Origin of the sequence: Lentzea sp. HUAS TT2 (assembly GCF_051853195.1) — a bacterium.
Classification (GTDB): Bacteria; Actinomycetota; Actinomycetes; order Mycobacteriales; family Pseudonocardiaceae; genus Lentzea.
Window position 1 is genome coordinate 1958951 of the sequence record NZ_CP196667.1, and the last position, 14252, is coordinate 1973202.

Here is a 14252-nt window from a genome sequence, read left to right on the forward strand (position 1 = left end):
CATGTGGGAATACGCCCCCGCGCCCGAGTCGCGGGACATCGCGAACCTCAAGCCCTCGTACAAGATGTTCGTCGACGGCAAGTTCGTCGAGGGCACCGGCGAGCCGCTCAAGACGATCAACCCGGCCACCGAGGAGGTGCTCGCCGAGGTCTCCACGGCGTCGCAGTCCGATGTGGACACCGCGGTGAAGGCCGCGCGCAAGGCCTACGACCGCGTGTGGTCGAAGATGCCCGGATCCGAGCGGGCCAAGTACATCTACCGGATCGCGCGGCAGATCCAGGAACGCGGCCGTGAGCTCGCGGTGCTGGAGTCGCTCGACAACGGCAAGCCGATCAAGGAGTCGCGCGACACCGACATCCCGACGGCCGCGTCGCACTTCTTCTACCACGCGGGCTGGGCGGACAAGCTCGGTTACGCGGGCTACGGGCCGGACCCGAAGCCCCTGGGTGTCGCGGGACAGGTGATCCCGTGGAACTTCCCGCTGCTGATGGCCGCGTGGAAGATCGCACCGGCGCTGGCGTGCGGCAACACCGTCGTGCTCAAGCCGGCCGAGACCACCCCGCTGACGGCGCTGGTGCTGGCGGACATCATCCAGCAGTGCGACCTGCCGCCGGGCGTCGTGAACATCATCCCCGGTGCCGGTGACGTCGGCGCCTCGCTCGTCGAGCACCCGGACGTCAACAAGGTCGCCTTCACCGGCTCGACCGACGTCGGCAAGATCATCCAGGGTCAGCTCGCGGGCACGTCGAAGAAGCTCACGCTGGAACTGGGCGGCAAGGCGGCGAACATCGTGTTCGACGACGCCCCGCTCGACCAGGCCGTCGAGGGCATCGTCAACGGCATCTTCTTCAACCAGGGCCACGTCTGCTGCGCCGGATCCCGCCTGCTCGTGCAGGAGTCCATCGCCGACGAGCTGCTCGAGAAGCTGCACGCGCGCGTCAGCACGTTGCGCGTCGGCGACCCGCTCGACAAGAACACCGACGTCGGCGCGATCAACTCCGGCGAGCAGCTCGCGAAGATCAAGGAGCTGACCGCGGCGGGCGAGGCGGAGGGCGCCACCCGCTGGACGTCGTCGTGCCCGTTGCCGGACAAGGGTTTCTTCTTCGCCCCGACCGTGTTCTCCGGTGTGTCGCAGGCGATGCGCATCGCCCGTGAGGAGATCTTCGGCCCGGTGCTGTCCGTGCTGACGTTCCGCACGCCGGAAGAGGCAGTGGCCAAGGCGAACAACACGCCGTACGGCCTGTCCGCCGGCATCTGGACCGAGAAGGGCTCGCGCATTCTCTGGATGGCACAACGCATGCGCGCCGGCGTCGTCTGGTCCAACACGTTCAACCGCTTCGACCCGACCGCCCCGTTCGGCGGTTACCAGGAGTCGGGCTTCGGCCGTGAGGGCGGCCGCACCGGTCTGGAGGCCTACCTCGATGTCTGATCGCATCACGGTCGCGAAGACCTACAAGCTCTACATCGGCGGCAAGTTCCCGCGCTCCGAGTCGGGCCGCAGCTACCCGGTGACCGACGCGAAGGGCACTTTCCTCGCGAACGCCGCCCAGGGCTCCCGCAAGGACGCCCGTGACGCGGTCACCGCCGCCCGCAAGGCTTTCGGCGGCTGGTCCGGCACCACCGCGTACAACCGCGGCCAGGTCCTGTACCGCGTGGCCGAGGTGCTCGAAGGCCGCCGCGAGCAGTTCATCACCGAGGTCGCCGGCTCCGAGGGCGTCCCGCTGAAGAAGGCGCAGTCCCTCGTGGACACCGCCATCGACCGCTGGGTCTGGTACGCGGGCTGGACCGACAAGATCGCGGCCGTGCTGGGTTCCTCGAACCCTGTGGCGGGCCCGTACTTCTCGTTCTCCACCCCGGAACCGACGGGCGTGGTCGCCGTCCTGGCGCCGCAGCAGTCGTCGTTGCTGGGCCTGATCTCGGTGATCGCACCGGTCATCGCGTCCGGCAACACCTGCGTGGTCATCACCTCGCAGGACCGCCCGCTGCCCGCGATCACGCTGTCCGAGGTCCTGGCCACCAGCGACGTCCCCGGCGGCGTCGTCAACATCATCACCGGCCGCACCGCGGAGATCGCGCCGTGGCTCGCCTCGCACGGCGACGTGAACGCGCTGGACCTCACCGGGGCCCCTGACTCGCTCCGCGCGGACCTGGAACGTTCGGCGGCCGGCACCGTGAAGCGCGTGCTGCGCAACAAGGCCAGCGAGGACTTCACCGCCACGCCGGACATGTCCCGCCTGCGCGCGTACCTGGAGACGAAGACGGTCTGGCACCCGATGGGTGTGTGAGACCTAGTCGGCGGCGTAGGCCCTGCCCTGCGCCGCCAGCTCCTCCCCCAGGATCCGGACGGCCTTCGGACCGACACCGTGGATCTCGAGCAACGTCTTCGCGGACACCTTCGTCAGCGAGTCGAACGTCGTGTAGCCGTGCGACGCCAGTTCGCGCGCCGCCACCTTGCCGATCGTGCGCGGGAACTCCGGCTCGGTCACGAGTTCACCAGACCCGCCCGCCACGCCCACGAGGCGATGCCGACGCGGTTGCGCACGTTCAGCTTCGTCTGCACCGAGGCCAGGTGCGTCTTCACCGTCGACAACGACAGGAACAGCGACGAGGCGATCTCCTGGTTGCTGAGCCCCCGCGCCACCTCCCGGACCACGTCCTGCTCGCGCGCCGTGAGCAACGACAGGTCGGGCCGCTGAGCCGGCCGGGCGAAGTGCTCCAGCATCCGCACGGTCACCTGGGGCGAGATCAGCGCGTTGCCCTGAGCCGCGGCCCGGACGGCCTCGACCAGGAGAGCCGGCCCGGCGTCCTTGGTGAGGAACCCGGACGCGCCGTTCTCCAGCGCCGTGTGCACGTACTCGTCCAGGTCGAACGTCGTCACCACGACGACCTTGGTCGTGGGCGACAGCTTCTTGGTCACCTCCAGCCCGTCCATCCCCGGCATGCGGATGTCCAGCAGGGCCACGTCGGGCTTGAGCTCACGGGCGGCGGTGACCGCCGAGATGCCGTCCGGAACGTCGGCGACGACGGTGATGTCCTGCTGCTTCTCCAGGATCATCCGAAAGCCGACGCGGACCATCTCCTGGTCGTCGGCGATGAGGACCGAGATCACTTCGTTCCTTCCAGGGGTAGCTCGGCGAGGACCTGCCAGCCGTTCGCTCGCGGACCCGCCGAGAACAGGCCGCCCAGCAGGTCGACCCTCTCACGCATGCCTACGAGACCGTAGCCACCCTGGTTCAGCTCGTGCAGCTGACCGTCGTCGGCCACGATCACCCGCAACGCCCCGCCGGCGGTGCGGGAGATCTCGACGTCGATCATCGTCGGGGACACGGCGTGTTTGTGCACGTTGGTGAGCGACTCCTGGACCAGGCGCAGCACCGACCGGCCGAGCTCCGGCGGCACCACGTCCGGCAGGTCGATGCGCAGGCGGGTCTCGAAGCCGAGCTCGCGGGTGCGTTCGACGGTCTCGATGACGTCAGCGGCCAGGTCCGTGGTGGCGGCCTCGTTCTCGCCCTGGCGCAGGGTGCCGACGAGCCGGCGCATCGCCCCCAGGGCCTCGGTGCCCGAACGGACGATGCCGGGCAGCAGGCGGTGGGCGGCGTGCGGGTCGTCGTCGGAGACCTCCAGCGCGGCCTGGGCCTGCACGAGCATGCCCGTCACGTGGTGGGCGACGACGTCGTGCAGCTCGCGGGCCAGTGCGATGCGTTCTTCCTTCTGCGCGTCGGTGACGGCGGCGGCGATCAGGCGGCCGCTCTCGGTGTCGCGGGCGCGGAAGTACAGGCCGGTGCCGACGGCGGTGAAGCCCAGGACGAGCGAGCCGAGCATCTCGTTGTAGTTGCCCGACGAGATCCAGTTGTCGCGGACGATGGCGGCGAAGAAGCTCACCGCGACCAGCGAGCCGACCGACCAGGTGGCGGACCGGCGTGGTTCCTCCCGCACGATCACGGCCGTGATGACCAGGCACGCCGCGGTCTCGGCGACGGTCAGCGGGCTCAGCAGCGTCGGCAGGTCCACGTGGAAGAGCCGGATGACGAACGACGACACGAAGATCGACGCGACGGCCACCGGGATCGTGAAGACGCGCGACTTGAACGACGTGACGGCCACGATGCACAGCGGCACGGTCAGCAGCCACACCAGCGCCTCGGCGGAGCCGACGCCGTTCATCAGGAGGAGCTCGCCCAGCATCAGCAAGGCGAGAACGGCGGCGATCGGCCATTGGCCCCGATGACTGTCCACGGAAGACAACGGTAGGACCACCACACCTCTACGGCCTCGGTCATCCGGCTGATCCGGTGTGTCGTCAAGGCTGAGGTTTTCCCTCGTCGTGCACGGCACCTTGAGGAACATGAATTCGGTTCTGGCCGCTCGTGGCCTGGTCAAGACCTACGGCGACGTGCACGCGCTCGCCGGGGTGGACATCGACATCAAGGCCGGGGACGTGCTGGCGGTCGTGGGTCCGTCCGGATCCGGCAAGACGACGCTCCTGCACGTGCTGTCCGGCATCCTGCGCGCCGACGGCGGCGAGGTGTTCCTCGACGGGCGTGCGATCGGCGAGCTGAACGAGACGGGCCGCAGCGCGTTGCGGCGCACGGCGTTCGGGTTCGTGTTCCAGTCGGGGATGCTCGTGGCCGAGCTGACCGCGGAGGAGAACGCGGCGCTGCCGATGCTGCTCGCCGGCGGTGAGCGCGCGGAGTCGCTCGGCGCGGCCAGGCTGTGGCTGTCGCGGCTCGGGCTGCAGGGCATGGAGAAGCGGCTGCCGGGTGAGCTCTCCGGCGGGCAGGCGCAGCGCGTCGCGATCGCGCGTGCCCTCGCGCACAGCCCGCGGGTGATCTTCGCGGACGAGCCGACCGGCGCCCTGGACACGCGCACCGGCCAGGAGATGATGACCGTGCTCCTGCAGGCGGCGGAGGAGACCGGCGCGGCGATCGTGATCGTCACGCACGACAAGGCGATCGCGGACCGGGCGCTGCGCGTCGTCGAGATCCAGGACGGGCGCATCGCGGCTGGGGTGTCGGCGTGAGGATCGCTCTCGCGGTGCTGCGCAGGGACCGCCGCAGCCAGGTCGCGACGGTGCTGGTCGCGCTCGGCGTGATGATCGCGGTGTCGCTGGTGCTGTGGCTGCTCGCCGCACCGAACGGCCTGCAGGCGCGCGCCGACCGCACGGCGTGGCGCGACGGGCTCGGCCAGACCGACAAGGGCGCCATCTCCGTCGCCGCGACCCAGGACTCCTACGACGGCAAGCTCATCGAACGGTTCGACGTCGCCCGCACCGAACAGGGCGCGATCCCGGTCGCGGCCGGCATCGCCCGGTTCCCGGAGGCGGGCGAGGTGCTGCTGTCGCCCGCGCTCGCGGACCTCGTGCGCAGCACTCCCGCGGAGAAGCTCGGCAACCGCTTCCCCGGCACGCGGATCGCGGAACTGGGGCCGGAGGCGCTCAAGCACCCCGACGAGCTCGTCGCGATCATCGGCCACGAGAAGGTCGGGAACGGCTATCCCGCGGCAGGCCTGCGCGGCGGCGCCGGCTCGTACCGCGACGACTACCACGGCATGCTCTACCTGCTCACGCGCGTCGGACTCGTGGTGCTGGTGGTGCCGTGCCTGGTGCTGGTCGCTTCGGCCGCCAGGCTGACCGCGGCTAAACGGGAACGGCGGCTGGCCGCGCTCAGGCTCGCCGGTGCCAGCCCGCGGCAGGTCGTGGTGATGACCGCCGTCGAGACCGCGATCGGCGCGGTCGTCGGCAGCGTGCTGGGTGTGCTGCTCGCGCAGCCGTTCAGCCACCTCACCGCGAAGGTCCCGTGGGAGGGCGGCACCTGGTACCCCGGCGACTTCGTGCCGTCACCCGCGGTCGTGACCGCGGTGGCCGTCCTCGCGCCACTGCTGGTCATCGGGGCCGCGATCATGGGGCTGCGGCGCGTGGTGAACCAGCCGCTCGCGGCGGAGGCGAAGCGCAAGGTCAGGTCGTGGCGGCTGCTGACCATCGCCGGCGCGCTGGGCGTGTTCTTCCTCGGGATCATGTACGCGCAGGAGGCCAGCGGCGACGGCCAGTTCACCGTGGTGCTCCTCGGTCTGGGCGCGGTGGCGCTCGCGCTGGTGCTGGCGGGGCCCGTGCTGACGGCGTGGGTCGGCAGGTTCTTCGTCGGACGGTGGCGCAGGCCGTCGACGTTGCTGGCGGGACGCAGGCTCGCCGGTGACCCGGTGGCGGCGTTCCGCGGCTCGGCGGGCGTGGTGATCGCCGTGTTCACCGGCTCGATGGCGCTCACGATGCTGCCGGGGCTGGAGAGCCAGGTCCCGTACCGCGACTCGACGTGGCTGGAGAACGCGATCGTGGCGGAGGAGGTGACGCACGACATCACGCCGTTGCGCCTGGCGACCTCGGGACCGATCGTCACGATGCTCGACGGCACGATCAGGATCGGCGACTACGGCACGTACGTCGTCGTCGGCGACTGCACTGAGGTCGCGCAGGTGCTGACCGGCCTGCACTGTCAGCCCGGACCCGCCGTCTACGCGCCAGGACCGTTGCAGGGCACCGAGTTCAAGCCGAGCAGCGGGGTGGACGGGGCGACCGCGCAGCTGCCGGCGCAGTACGAGACGCGGCCGTTCGAGGGCAACGGACGGGTGAGCGCGGTGATCGACCGCGACCTGCTGCCGTCGTTCGCCGGCCAGGTGTCGATGGTCGGCGTGCCGACGACACCGGAGAACCGCGACGCCGTGCACACCGCGCTGATCGGCACGCTGCCGGGCGTGCGGCTGGTGGACGGCGAACAGCGGGACCTCTTCGGCGACACGCTGCTGGCGGACCTGCAACGGGCCACGGTCATCGGCCTGTCCATCGCGGCGGTGCTCGGCGGCATCGGCGCGGCGGTGGCGGCAGCCGGGTCGGTGATCGACCGCAGGCGCACTTTCGGTGCGTTGATCGCGGCGGGAACTCCGATTCGCGTGCTGGCTCACGCATTGCGCCGGGAAGTGATGCTGCCGGTGTTCGCCGTCACAATTGCGGCGTGCGGAGCGGGAATTGTCGTGGGCCTCGGACTGCTCACCCTGGCGCGCGGACTGGTGGGCCACGGCGAAATGCCGATCACGCCGTGGGTCGTCGCCCCGGTGGGGGTCGGCGTCGTGGTCGCGCTGGTAGCGGCCCTGGCGTGCGGTCCGGTACTACGCGGCATCAGCCCGAGGGATTACGCGGCGGAGTAGCACTCGGCCGGAAGTACGAGGATGGAACTGGCCCTCAGCGCGATGTGCGCCGAGGGCCTTTTTCATAACTTTGATTCATGACGAATGCACAGCTCGCGAGCATCCAGTGGGGCGTTTTTCTTTCGGTCGTCTTCCTGCTCCCGCAGCTGTTGTTCCGTCAGCTGACCTTCCGCGGCGCCACCATCACCGTCTACGCGAGCATGCTGTTCGCGGCGACGTTCCTGCCGATGCAGACCGTCGCGCCGCGCCAGTCCGTGCAGCTGGTCCCGTTCCAGTGGATCGCCGACACCTTCCGCGACGGGCAGATCGCGTTCGACCAGATGACGCTGAACGTGCTGCTGTTCGTGCCGCTCGGCGCGATGCTGATGTTCTGGGGCAGGCGCACCGTCGGCCAGGCCGCGCTGATCGGCTACGGCGTCTCGCTGCTGATCGAGGGCTCGCAGCTGATGTGGGCGAACCGGATCTTCGACGTCGACGACCTGATCACCAACACCACCGGCACCGCGCTGGGCTGGCTCGGCGCGCTGGCCGCGGTGAAGGTCTACGCCCGCGTGAAGGCCGTTGCGCCTCAGCGCGAGCTCGTCAGCGCACGCTGACCTGCGGATTCCAGAAAACCTGCAAGGGCCGTCTGGATGCTGGGCCGCATGAGAGCCAAGCGAACGATCGCGGTCACCGCCGCTCTTCTCGGCCTGACCGCGATGACGGTGAGCCCCGCCTCGGCCGCGGCGGGCAACTGGAAGGCGTACGGGAACACGAACCCGATCACGTCCAGCCCGCACACCTGGGTCTGCGCCGGCAGCAAGGCGGTCACGACCAACGTCGTCGCGCAGGTGTGCGCGATCAGGTCTGCCAGCGGGGGCTCCGCGCAGGGTGCGGTGATCGTGCGCAACAACCAGTCCGGCCTCTTCTCCGCCACGGCGCTGGTGGACCTGTGGTCAGCGGGACGGGGCCAGATGGGCATCTGGGAGTGCCCGTCGTCCGGTGTCGGGGCGAACTCGTGGTCGGTGTGCTTCGGCCGCAGCCAGTCCGTCCCCTCCAGCGACCCGGCGAACTCCTTCGGCTGGGCCAAGGACAAGTACCTCGGCGTGACAGGACCAGCCTGACCCCACGTTCACCCGGCGGCGTGAGGTGACGCGCGCCGCCGGGCCCTTCCCCTGATCATGGCCGCCATGAAGTTCGTGGAGGCGTTCAGCATCCTGGTCGCCGTGGTCGGCCCGCCGAAGATCCTCCTGGCGTTCCTGATGGACACCGAGGGCGCCGACGCCCGCACGCGCTGGCGGGTGGCGTTCACCTCGACCGCGATCGCGCTGGGCGTCGGCCTGTTCGTCGTGGTGGCCGGGCGGGTGCTGCTCTCGATCTTCCACATCAGCGAGGGCGCGCTGTACCTCGCGAGCGGTGTGATCCTGTTCGTGCACGCGCTGGACCTCGTGCTGGGCCGCAAGCAGGACCCGTTGCACGACGAGACCCGCGGCACCCACGAGCTCGCCACCGCCTACTACGCGAACCCCGTCGCGCTGGCGTACCTGTTCCTGCTCTCGGACACGAAGTCGGTCGAGACGACGTTCGTGCTGGCCGGCGGGTTCGCCGCGGTGATCGCGCTGGACCTGGCGGCGATCGCGGTGCTCGGCATCGCGCTGCGCTGGGTCAAGATGACCTACGCCTGGGTGCTCGTGCGGGTGCTGGGCGTGCTGCTCGCGGCGCTGGGCGTCGACCAGATCGTCGAGGGCCTGATCACGCTCGGGATCCTCGAACGGGTCTAGCTGGTTCGCCAGCCCAGCTCGCCCGCGGAGTTGACCTCCGGGAAGCAGTGCCCGACCGCGCTGCGCGTCTCCAGGGCCACCGCGACCTGGCCGAACATCTCCAGGATCGACGTCCACTCCGGCTTGACCATCTCGTTGCGCTCCTGGTCCCACTCGACCACGCAGCCGCGCAGCACGCCGGGCCGCAGGTCCACCGCGAGCACGTCGCCGGTGCCGTCGAACGCGATCGGGAGCCACTCGGGGTGGAAGCCGGACGTCGGTGAGCCCGCCTCGGAGGCGCCCAGGGCCGTGCTCGCGTGGGTGTCCCTGAGCACGAACGCGCGGTCGGCGCCCAGCGGCGTGTAGAAGGGCGGCAGGATCTCGGCGTAGAGGCCTTCCTCGGTGCCGCCGTAGACGCTCCACCACAGCTGGAGATCGATCGGAACCCGAAGATCCGGCAGCGCGTCATACCTCGGACGCAACACGGCGCGGGTGGCCGGAGCGTGCTCCGCCAGCCATGCCAGGATCCGGTTCCAGTGCTCGATCACACCCACCGTTCCATGATCTTGGCGGAACGGCGGGCGAGGTACCGCCCATCGGGGCAGGATCAAGGCGAACAGGTCACTACTGGGGGAAGAGCTTTCAGATGGCGGAACAGGGCCTCAAGGTCGACTTCGACGCCTTGACCGGATACGCCTCCGCGGTAAGCGGTCTGGCGGGTGAGGTCGGCTCGGTCGGCACCGGCACGTTGAGCGGCACGACCGCCCTGCCGGGTGACTGCTTCGGCAAGCTGGGCAACGAGGTGGGGCTCAACGCGGCGTTCCAGGCGGCCGCGCAGGCGCAGCTCGACGCGCTGAAGGCCGCCTCGACCGGGCTCGCGGGCCTCGGCACCGCGGTCGCGAAGGCCCGTGACTCCTACATCGCCCAGGAAGAGGCGCACAAGGCGTCGATCAACAAGGCGGCGCAGGTATGAGCGTCGAGGGGCTGCTGAGCCAGTTCATCGCGCCCATGAAGGAGGACCTGGCGAAGCTCGACGGGGACACCGGCGGCGCGACGCGTGCGGGTGACGCCTTCGGCCGCGCGCAGACCGCGATGACCGACCTCGGCGCGAAGCACGGCTCGGCCTCGACCGCCGTGCTCAACACGTGGTCCGGCGACAAGGCCAACGCCTTCACGGGCCGGGTGTCCGCGTTCGCTTCGGCCGCGACCCTGTTGTCCTCCAACGCTTCCGCGCTCAAGACCGCGGCCTCGACCGGGGTGAGCGCGGTGACCGGCGGCCGCACCGCGATCCAGGGCCTCATCGACGAGTTCACGTCCAAGGCGACCCCGAAGCTCGCCGCGGCACTCGCCCTGTCCCTCGTGGCGGGGCCCGGTGTCGTGCTGGCGGCCGTGGCCGACCTCGCCGGGATGGCCTCCGGTTACCAGAGCAAGACCTCCGCCGAACTGCAGAAGGTGCGCGACCAGCTCACGCAGCTCGTCGGGCAGATCAACGGCCTGCAGAAGCCGGACGCCGGCGCGCTGGCGAAGCTCGGCGACCCGCTCGGCGGCGACGAGGGCGCCACCTCGGCGTCGAGCGCCACCGACACCAGGAAGCAGCAGGAGTCCGGTCCCGGTTCGAACAACGGCGGCGGCTCCGGCTCGGGTGGCGGCGGCGGTTCCGGTGGTGGAGGCGGCGGCGGAGGTGGCAGCGGCTCGGGCGGCGGTGGAGGAGGCGGCGGCTCCGGCCCGCGCCTGCCCGTCGCGATCCCGCCGCAGCCGGGCGAGGGCGTCGGCGTGAACCTGCCCGACGGCAGCAGCGCCGAGGCACCGAACGAGACCGCGGCCAAGGCCGTGCGCAACGCGTTGTCCGCCCTGGGCACCCCGTACGTGTGGGGCGGCGCGAACCCGCCCCAGGGCACCGACTGCTCCGGCCTCACGCAGTGGGCCTACGGGGGCGCGGGCTTCGACATCCCGCGCCCGGCCTCGTCGCAGGCGATGGGCGCCTCGGTGCCGGCGGACCAGGTGCTGCCCGGCGACCTCGTGGTGTGGGACGGGCACGTGGCGATGATCATCGGCAACGGCCAGATGGTCGAGGCCGGCGACCCGGTGCAGGTGCAGCCGATCCGCACGACGAACAGCGGGATGTCGTTCTACGGCTTCTACCGCCCCACCGGGTGAGCTACTTCGAGTTCTGAGCCAGGGCCTTGAGCTCGGCGAACTTCACGATCTGGCCGCCGGCGCCCCAGGTGCCCTCGGGCTGCTCGTGGATCAGCACCCACACCCGCATCGCGTCGGCCTCACCCAGCCCGGCGGCCTCGAGCACCAGCGCGGTCGCCTCCTGCACGAGCCCGGCCTTGCGCCGGTCGGACAGCGCGCCCGCCGGCACCCGGACGTCCACCCGGAACCGCGGCGCGTCGTCCTCCGCCGTGGTCTGCGCGCCCGCGGGCAGCTCGTGCAGGTAGGTCCACGCCACCGAGCGGAAGAACTCGTTGTCCGGCGCGCCCTCCCACTTCAGCAGCAACGCCGCCAGGTCGCGCTGCACGCTCTTGCGGCCCGCGTCGGTCAGCGATCCGGCCGGCGCGGTCAGTTCGATCATCGGCATGACGTTCCCCGATCTATGACGACTGTTATAAACCCAGGCGGACGCTAACCTATGACGAGCGTTATAGCCAGAGAGGCCTGAGATGTCCCGAGAGCAGATCGTCACCGGCGCGGCCGACATGATCCGGCGGCGCGGCCTCAACGCGACGAGCATCCGCGAGGTCGCCAAGCACGCCGGCACCCCGCTCGGCTCGACGTACCACTACTTCCCCGGCGGCAAGACGCAGCTCGCGACCGAGGCGGTCCAGTGGGCGGCGGACACCGTCTCGAAGCTGCTCGCCGCGAAGCTCCGCAAAGGACCCGTCGACGGACTGAAGGCGTTCTTCGCGCTGTGGCGGCAGATCGTCACGGAGACCGGTTTTCAGGCCGGGTGCCCCGTGCTCGCCGTGGCCATCGAGGAGAACGCCAGCCCGCAGGCGCTCACGGCCGCGGCGGACGGGTTCCGGGCCTGGGCGGGCCAGCTGGCCGCGTCCTTGGAGGAGCACGGGGTCTCGCACGTCCGCGCGCGCAGCCTCGCCCACCTCTGCGTCTCGGCGGCGGAGGGCGCGGTCGCGCTGTGCCGGGCCCAGCGCAGCATCGACCCGCTCGACGACGTGGCCGCCGAACTCACCGCCTTGCTACAAGCCGCCACCGAAGATCGGGGAATGCGGCACACTGTCCCCAGCAGGGGGTGATCGGAGTGGACGACGACGTCCAGCGCGTCGCGCGGAAGGTGCGCGATGTCGAGCAGGCGGTGTCGGAGCACGTCACGCGCAGTGGTCCCATCACAGGACGAGCGTCCTCTCCGGACGGTGCGGTGACGGTCGTGGCCACGCCCGGCGGTCCGCCGCAGCAGATCACGGTGAGCCCGGCGTCGTTGCGGATGGGCCCGCAGGGGCTGGCCACCGAGATCATGCGCATCGCCGACAAGGCGCAGCGCGACGCGAACACCCGCCTGCACCAGACGCTGGAACGCGTGGTCGACCCGCGCGAGCTGTCGGCCGTGGGCATCGAACGCGGGACCGACGAGGACGACTTCGGGTGGCGGCGGTGAACGAGGAACGCATGCAGGCCACCGAGCAGCTCCAGCGCGACCTCGGCACCCTCACCGCCACGGTCGAGCACCCCGGCGGGCAGTGCATGGTCACGGCGTCGCCGAAGGGCGAGATCAAGGCGCTGCACCTGCACCCCGCGCTGCTGACACAGGGTGCGCAGGCGGTCGGGCAGGTCGTCACCGAGACCGTCCGGCTGGCCACGAACGCGGCCGTGCAGGCGAGCTTCAACAAGATGGCGCTGGCGCTGGGTGACGGGATGGCGATCGACGTCGAGTCCGTCGCCGGCGACTCACCCTTCCGGTCGACGTGGAACCCCGTCGTACCGCCCGAAGCCCCTGCTGAGCAGGCACCACCGGACCGCAGGCAGAGGGCACCGCGCGTCGAGGACCCGGACGAAGACGCGTTCTTCGAGAACCCCTCGTGGCTTCGGTGATCAGCACCGTTAGTCTCGTCGACGGCATCAGGCAGGCGTGACCGGGAGGTCAGGATGGCGCAGGACATCGTCCCCATCGAGCTGGGGCTGACGCAGGGTGACGTCGTCACGCTGTGGGCACCCCGCTGGCGCGAGAAGGGCGAGGAGTGGGAGGCGTTCCTCGGCGACGAGGAGGACCTGTTCGTCTTCCCCGACGCCGCGCACCTCGCCGCGTTCGTGCGCACCGCGGAGGAGCACGACCTGACCGATCACCCCGCGTGGCCGGTCGTGCCGTCGCTGGGCGTCGCGGACCTCTCGCCGGACGACAACCACCAGTTCGACCTCGTCGGCGTGCCCGAGCTCGTCGCGGAGGACCCGGACACCTGGACGATCGGTGAGCTCGCCGACGTCATCGCGATCGTGCGCGCCCTCGCTGACGTCTGCGACCTGGAGAAGGTCCACGAGGTGCTCGACAGCGCCGAGGGCTTCTCGCTGCTGCCGCAGGGCACGCTGCCGTTCAGCGGCCGTGACGGCGGCAAGCTGTGGGGCGAGCTGTCCGAGGTCGTCTCCGAGAAGTGGGACGAGGTCCTCGACGCGATCGACAGCGTCGTGAACACGCCGGACGTGCCGGAGAAGGAGCTCTCCGTCGCCCAGGAGGAGCTCGCCGCGCTGGAGGCCGCCACGGCCGCGGCCGCCGTCGACTCCCCCGCGGACGAGGACTCCGACGAGGACAAGGCCGAGCCCGCGGGCTTCTGGGCCGAGGTCGGCGTCGACCCCATCAAGATCATCACGTCGGCCGGCGAGTTCTACACGCTGCGCTGCTACCTCGGCGACGACCCGGTGTTCCTGGGCCGCCGCGGCAAGATCGAGGTCTTCACCTCGCAGCGCGCGCTGAGCCGCTTCGTCGCCGAGAACGACGAGCACGACCTGGCCGAGGTCGAGACCTGGAACGACATCAAGGTCAAGGCCACCGCGGGCGAGCTCGACGTCGACGTGGACGACGACAACGTCTACGTGCTGACCGGCATCGCCGAGGACATGGAAGAGGGCCCCGACTCGCTCGACCCGCAGCAGCTCGACCTCGCCGTCGAACTGTTCGAGGACGCGGCCGAGTGGGCGGAGGACGAGTCCGTGAAGGACGCGCTCGCCTCGTCCGAGTCGCTGGGCTGGCTCGTGTCGTTCGTCGTGTCGCCGGACCCGACGCGGCTCGCGCCGTCTGCCCCGTACACCGCCGAGGTGGCCGCGTTCCGCGCGCTGCAGGCGACGTTCGAGGACCGGCTCAACTCCAACTGA

18 protein-coding genes are annotated in these 14252 nt (G+C 70.5%); 13 read left to right on the top strand and 5 right to left on the bottom strand.

All coding sequences use genetic code 11. The annotated features are described in order from the left end of the window. Position 1 precedes the first annotated feature (1 nt). The gene (locus tag ACSHWB_RS09595) at positions 2-1429 is read left to right on the top strand and encodes an aldehyde dehydrogenase family protein (protein WP_439661734.1); all 1428 of its coding nucleotides are present in this window, start codon (positions 2-4) and stop codon (positions 1427-1429) included. Continuing rightward, the gene (locus tag ACSHWB_RS09600; protein ID WP_439661735.1) at positions 1422-2285 is read left to right on the top strand and encodes an aldehyde dehydrogenase family protein; all 864 of its coding nucleotides are present in this window, start codon (positions 1422-1424) and stop codon (positions 2283-2285) included. The genes ACSHWB_RS09595 and ACSHWB_RS09600 overlap by 8 nt, the downstream gene beginning before the upstream one ends. Before the next feature lie 3 nt (positions 2286-2288). Here ACSHWB_RS09600 and ACSHWB_RS09605 read toward each other — a convergent pair whose 3' ends face one another. From ACSHWB_RS09605 to ACSHWB_RS09615, 3 genes are read right to left on the bottom strand one after another with little or no spacing between them, the layout of a single operon-like run. Beyond that, positions 2289-2486 (bottom strand): helix-hairpin-helix domain-containing protein, encoded by a 198-nt coding sequence (locus ACSHWB_RS09605; protein ID WP_439661736.1) that lies wholly within the window; start codon positions 2484-2486, stop codon positions 2289-2291. Then, the gene (locus ACSHWB_RS09610) at positions 2483-3109 is read right to left on the bottom strand and encodes a response regulator (RefSeq protein ID WP_439661737.1); all 627 of its coding nucleotides are present in this window, start codon (positions 3107-3109) and stop codon (positions 2483-2485) included. Before ACSHWB_RS09610 ends, ACSHWB_RS09605 begins: the two co-directional genes overlap by 4 nt. Next, entirely contained in the window at positions 3106-4236 is a 1131-nt protein-coding gene (locus tag ACSHWB_RS09615; protein WP_439661738.1) for a sensor histidine kinase, read from the bottom strand. Before ACSHWB_RS09615 ends, ACSHWB_RS09610 begins: the two co-directional genes overlap by 4 nt. Positions 4237-4345: 109 nt before the next feature. Between ACSHWB_RS09615 and ACSHWB_RS09620 the strand changes: the two genes are divergently transcribed. The 5 genes from ACSHWB_RS09620 (at position 4346) to ACSHWB_RS09640 (ending at position 8954) form a co-directional block, all read left to right on the top strand. Next, the gene (locus tag ACSHWB_RS09620; protein ID WP_439661739.1) at positions 4346-5020 is read left to right on the top strand and encodes an ABC transporter ATP-binding protein; all 675 of its coding nucleotides are present in this window, start codon (positions 4346-4348) and stop codon (positions 5018-5020) included. Continuing rightward, the gene (locus ACSHWB_RS09625) at positions 5017-7194 is read left to right on the top strand and encodes an FtsX-like permease family protein (protein WP_439661740.1); all 2178 of its coding nucleotides are present in this window, start codon (positions 5017-5019) and stop codon (positions 7192-7194) included. The genes ACSHWB_RS09620 and ACSHWB_RS09625 overlap by 4 nt, the downstream gene beginning before the upstream one ends. 77 nt (positions 7195-7271) lie before the next feature. Continuing rightward, the gene (locus ACSHWB_RS09630) at positions 7272-7790 is read left to right on the top strand and encodes a VanZ family protein (protein WP_439661741.1); all 519 of its coding nucleotides are present in this window, start codon (positions 7272-7274) and stop codon (positions 7788-7790) included. A gap of 48 nt (positions 7791-7838) precedes the next feature. Further along, positions 7839-8297, top strand: a complete 459-nt coding sequence (locus tag ACSHWB_RS09635; protein ID WP_439661742.1) for a hypothetical protein — start codon at positions 7839-7841, stop codon at positions 8295-8297. Positions 8298-8363: 66 nt separating this feature from the next. Continuing rightward, positions 8364-8954, top strand: a complete 591-nt coding sequence (locus ACSHWB_RS09640; protein ID WP_439661743.1) for a MarC family protein — start codon at positions 8364-8366, stop codon at positions 8952-8954. Here ACSHWB_RS09640 and ACSHWB_RS09645 read toward each other — a convergent pair. Then, a complete protein-coding gene (locus tag ACSHWB_RS09645) occupies positions 8951-9487 on the bottom strand; it encodes an SMI1/KNR4 family protein (protein ID WP_439661744.1) in 537 nt (178 codons plus the stop codon). The genes ACSHWB_RS09640 and ACSHWB_RS09645 overlap by 4 nt on opposite strands. Positions 9488-9579: 92 nt before the next feature. Here ACSHWB_RS09645 and ACSHWB_RS09650 point away from each other — a divergent pair, with 92 nt between their 5' ends. Next, positions 9580-9906 (top strand): hypothetical protein, encoded by a 327-nt coding sequence (locus ACSHWB_RS09650; protein ID WP_439661745.1) that lies wholly within the window; start codon positions 9580-9582, stop codon positions 9904-9906. Continuing rightward, the gene (locus ACSHWB_RS09655) at positions 9903-11090 is read left to right on the top strand and encodes a C40 family peptidase (RefSeq protein ID WP_439661746.1); all 1188 of its coding nucleotides are present in this window, start codon (positions 9903-9905) and stop codon (positions 11088-11090) included. The genes ACSHWB_RS09650 and ACSHWB_RS09655 overlap by 4 nt, the downstream gene beginning before the upstream one ends. Position 11091: 1 nt before the next feature. Here ACSHWB_RS09655 and ACSHWB_RS09660 read toward each other — a convergent pair whose 3' ends face one another. Then, entirely contained in the window at positions 11092-11508 is a 417-nt protein-coding gene (locus ACSHWB_RS09660; RefSeq protein WP_439661747.1) for a tautomerase family protein, read from the bottom strand. Between the two features lie 88 nt (positions 11509-11596). Here ACSHWB_RS09660 and ACSHWB_RS09665 point away from each other — a divergent pair, with 88 nt between their 5' ends. Genes ACSHWB_RS09665 through ACSHWB_RS09680 form a run of 4 tightly spaced genes read left to right on the top strand, consistent with a single transcriptional unit; the run spans position 11597 to position 14252 of the window. Continuing rightward, positions 11597-12187: a TetR/AcrR family transcriptional regulator gene (locus ACSHWB_RS09665; protein WP_439661748.1), complete on the top strand. Its 591-nt coding sequence runs from the start codon at positions 11597-11599 to the stop codon at positions 12185-12187. A 5-nt stretch (positions 12188-12192) separates the two neighbouring features. Beyond that, the gene (locus ACSHWB_RS09670; RefSeq protein ID WP_439661749.1) at positions 12193-12546 is read left to right on the top strand and encodes a hypothetical protein; all 354 of its coding nucleotides are present in this window, start codon (positions 12193-12195) and stop codon (positions 12544-12546) included. After that, positions 12543-12980 carry a YbaB/EbfC family nucleoid-associated protein gene (locus ACSHWB_RS09675; protein ID WP_439661750.1) on the top strand — a complete coding sequence of 146 codons (438 nt, stop codon included), beginning with the start codon at positions 12543-12545 and terminating at the stop codon, positions 12978-12980. The genes ACSHWB_RS09670 and ACSHWB_RS09675 overlap by 4 nt, the downstream gene beginning before the upstream one ends. A gap of 54 nt (positions 12981-13034) precedes the next feature. Further along, complete coding sequence (locus ACSHWB_RS09680) at positions 13035-14252, top strand: primosomal protein (RefSeq protein WP_439661751.1); 1218 nt, start codon at positions 13035-13037, stop codon at positions 14250-14252.

Excerpts from the sequence above, each read along its gene's own strand:
- ACSHWB_RS09650 (WP_439661745.1), top strand. The coding sequence starts at position 9,580 with ATGGCGGAACAGGGCCTCAAGGTCGACTTCGACGCCTTGACCGGATAC.
- ACSHWB_RS09600 (WP_439661735.1), top strand. The coding sequence starts at position 1,422 with ATGTCTGATCGCATCACGGTCGCGAAGACCTACAAGCTCTACATCGGC.
- ACSHWB_RS09630 (WP_439661741.1), top strand. The coding sequence starts at position 7,272 with ATGACGAATGCACAGCTCGCGAGCATCCAGTGGGGCGTTTTTCTTTCG.
- ACSHWB_RS09680 (WP_439661751.1), top strand. The coding sequence starts at position 13,035 with ATGGCGCAGGACATCGTCCCCATCGAGCTGGGGCTGACGCAGGGTGAC.
- ACSHWB_RS09620 (WP_439661739.1), top strand. The coding sequence starts at position 4,346 with ATGAATTCGGTTCTGGCCGCTCGTGGCCTGGTCAAGACCTACGGCGAC.
- ACSHWB_RS09595 (WP_439661734.1), top strand. The coding sequence starts at position 2 with ATGTGGGAATACGCCCCCGCGCCCGAGTCGCGGGACATCGCGAACCTC.
- ACSHWB_RS09660 (WP_439661747.1), bottom strand. The coding sequence starts at position 11,508 with ATGATCGAACTGACCGCGCCGGCCGGATCGCTGACCGACGCGGGCCGC.
- ACSHWB_RS09665 (WP_439661748.1), top strand. The coding sequence starts at position 11,597 with ATGTCCCGAGAGCAGATCGTCACCGGCGCGGCCGACATGATCCGGCGG.
- ACSHWB_RS09655 (WP_439661746.1), top strand. The coding sequence starts at position 9,903 with ATGAGCGTCGAGGGGCTGCTGAGCCAGTTCATCGCGCCCATGAAGGAG.
- ACSHWB_RS09635 (WP_439661742.1), top strand. The coding sequence starts at position 7,839 with ATGAGAGCCAAGCGAACGATCGCGGTCACCGCCGCTCTTCTCGGCCTG.
- ACSHWB_RS09640 (WP_439661743.1), top strand. The coding sequence starts at position 8,364 with ATGAAGTTCGTGGAGGCGTTCAGCATCCTGGTCGCCGTGGTCGGCCCG.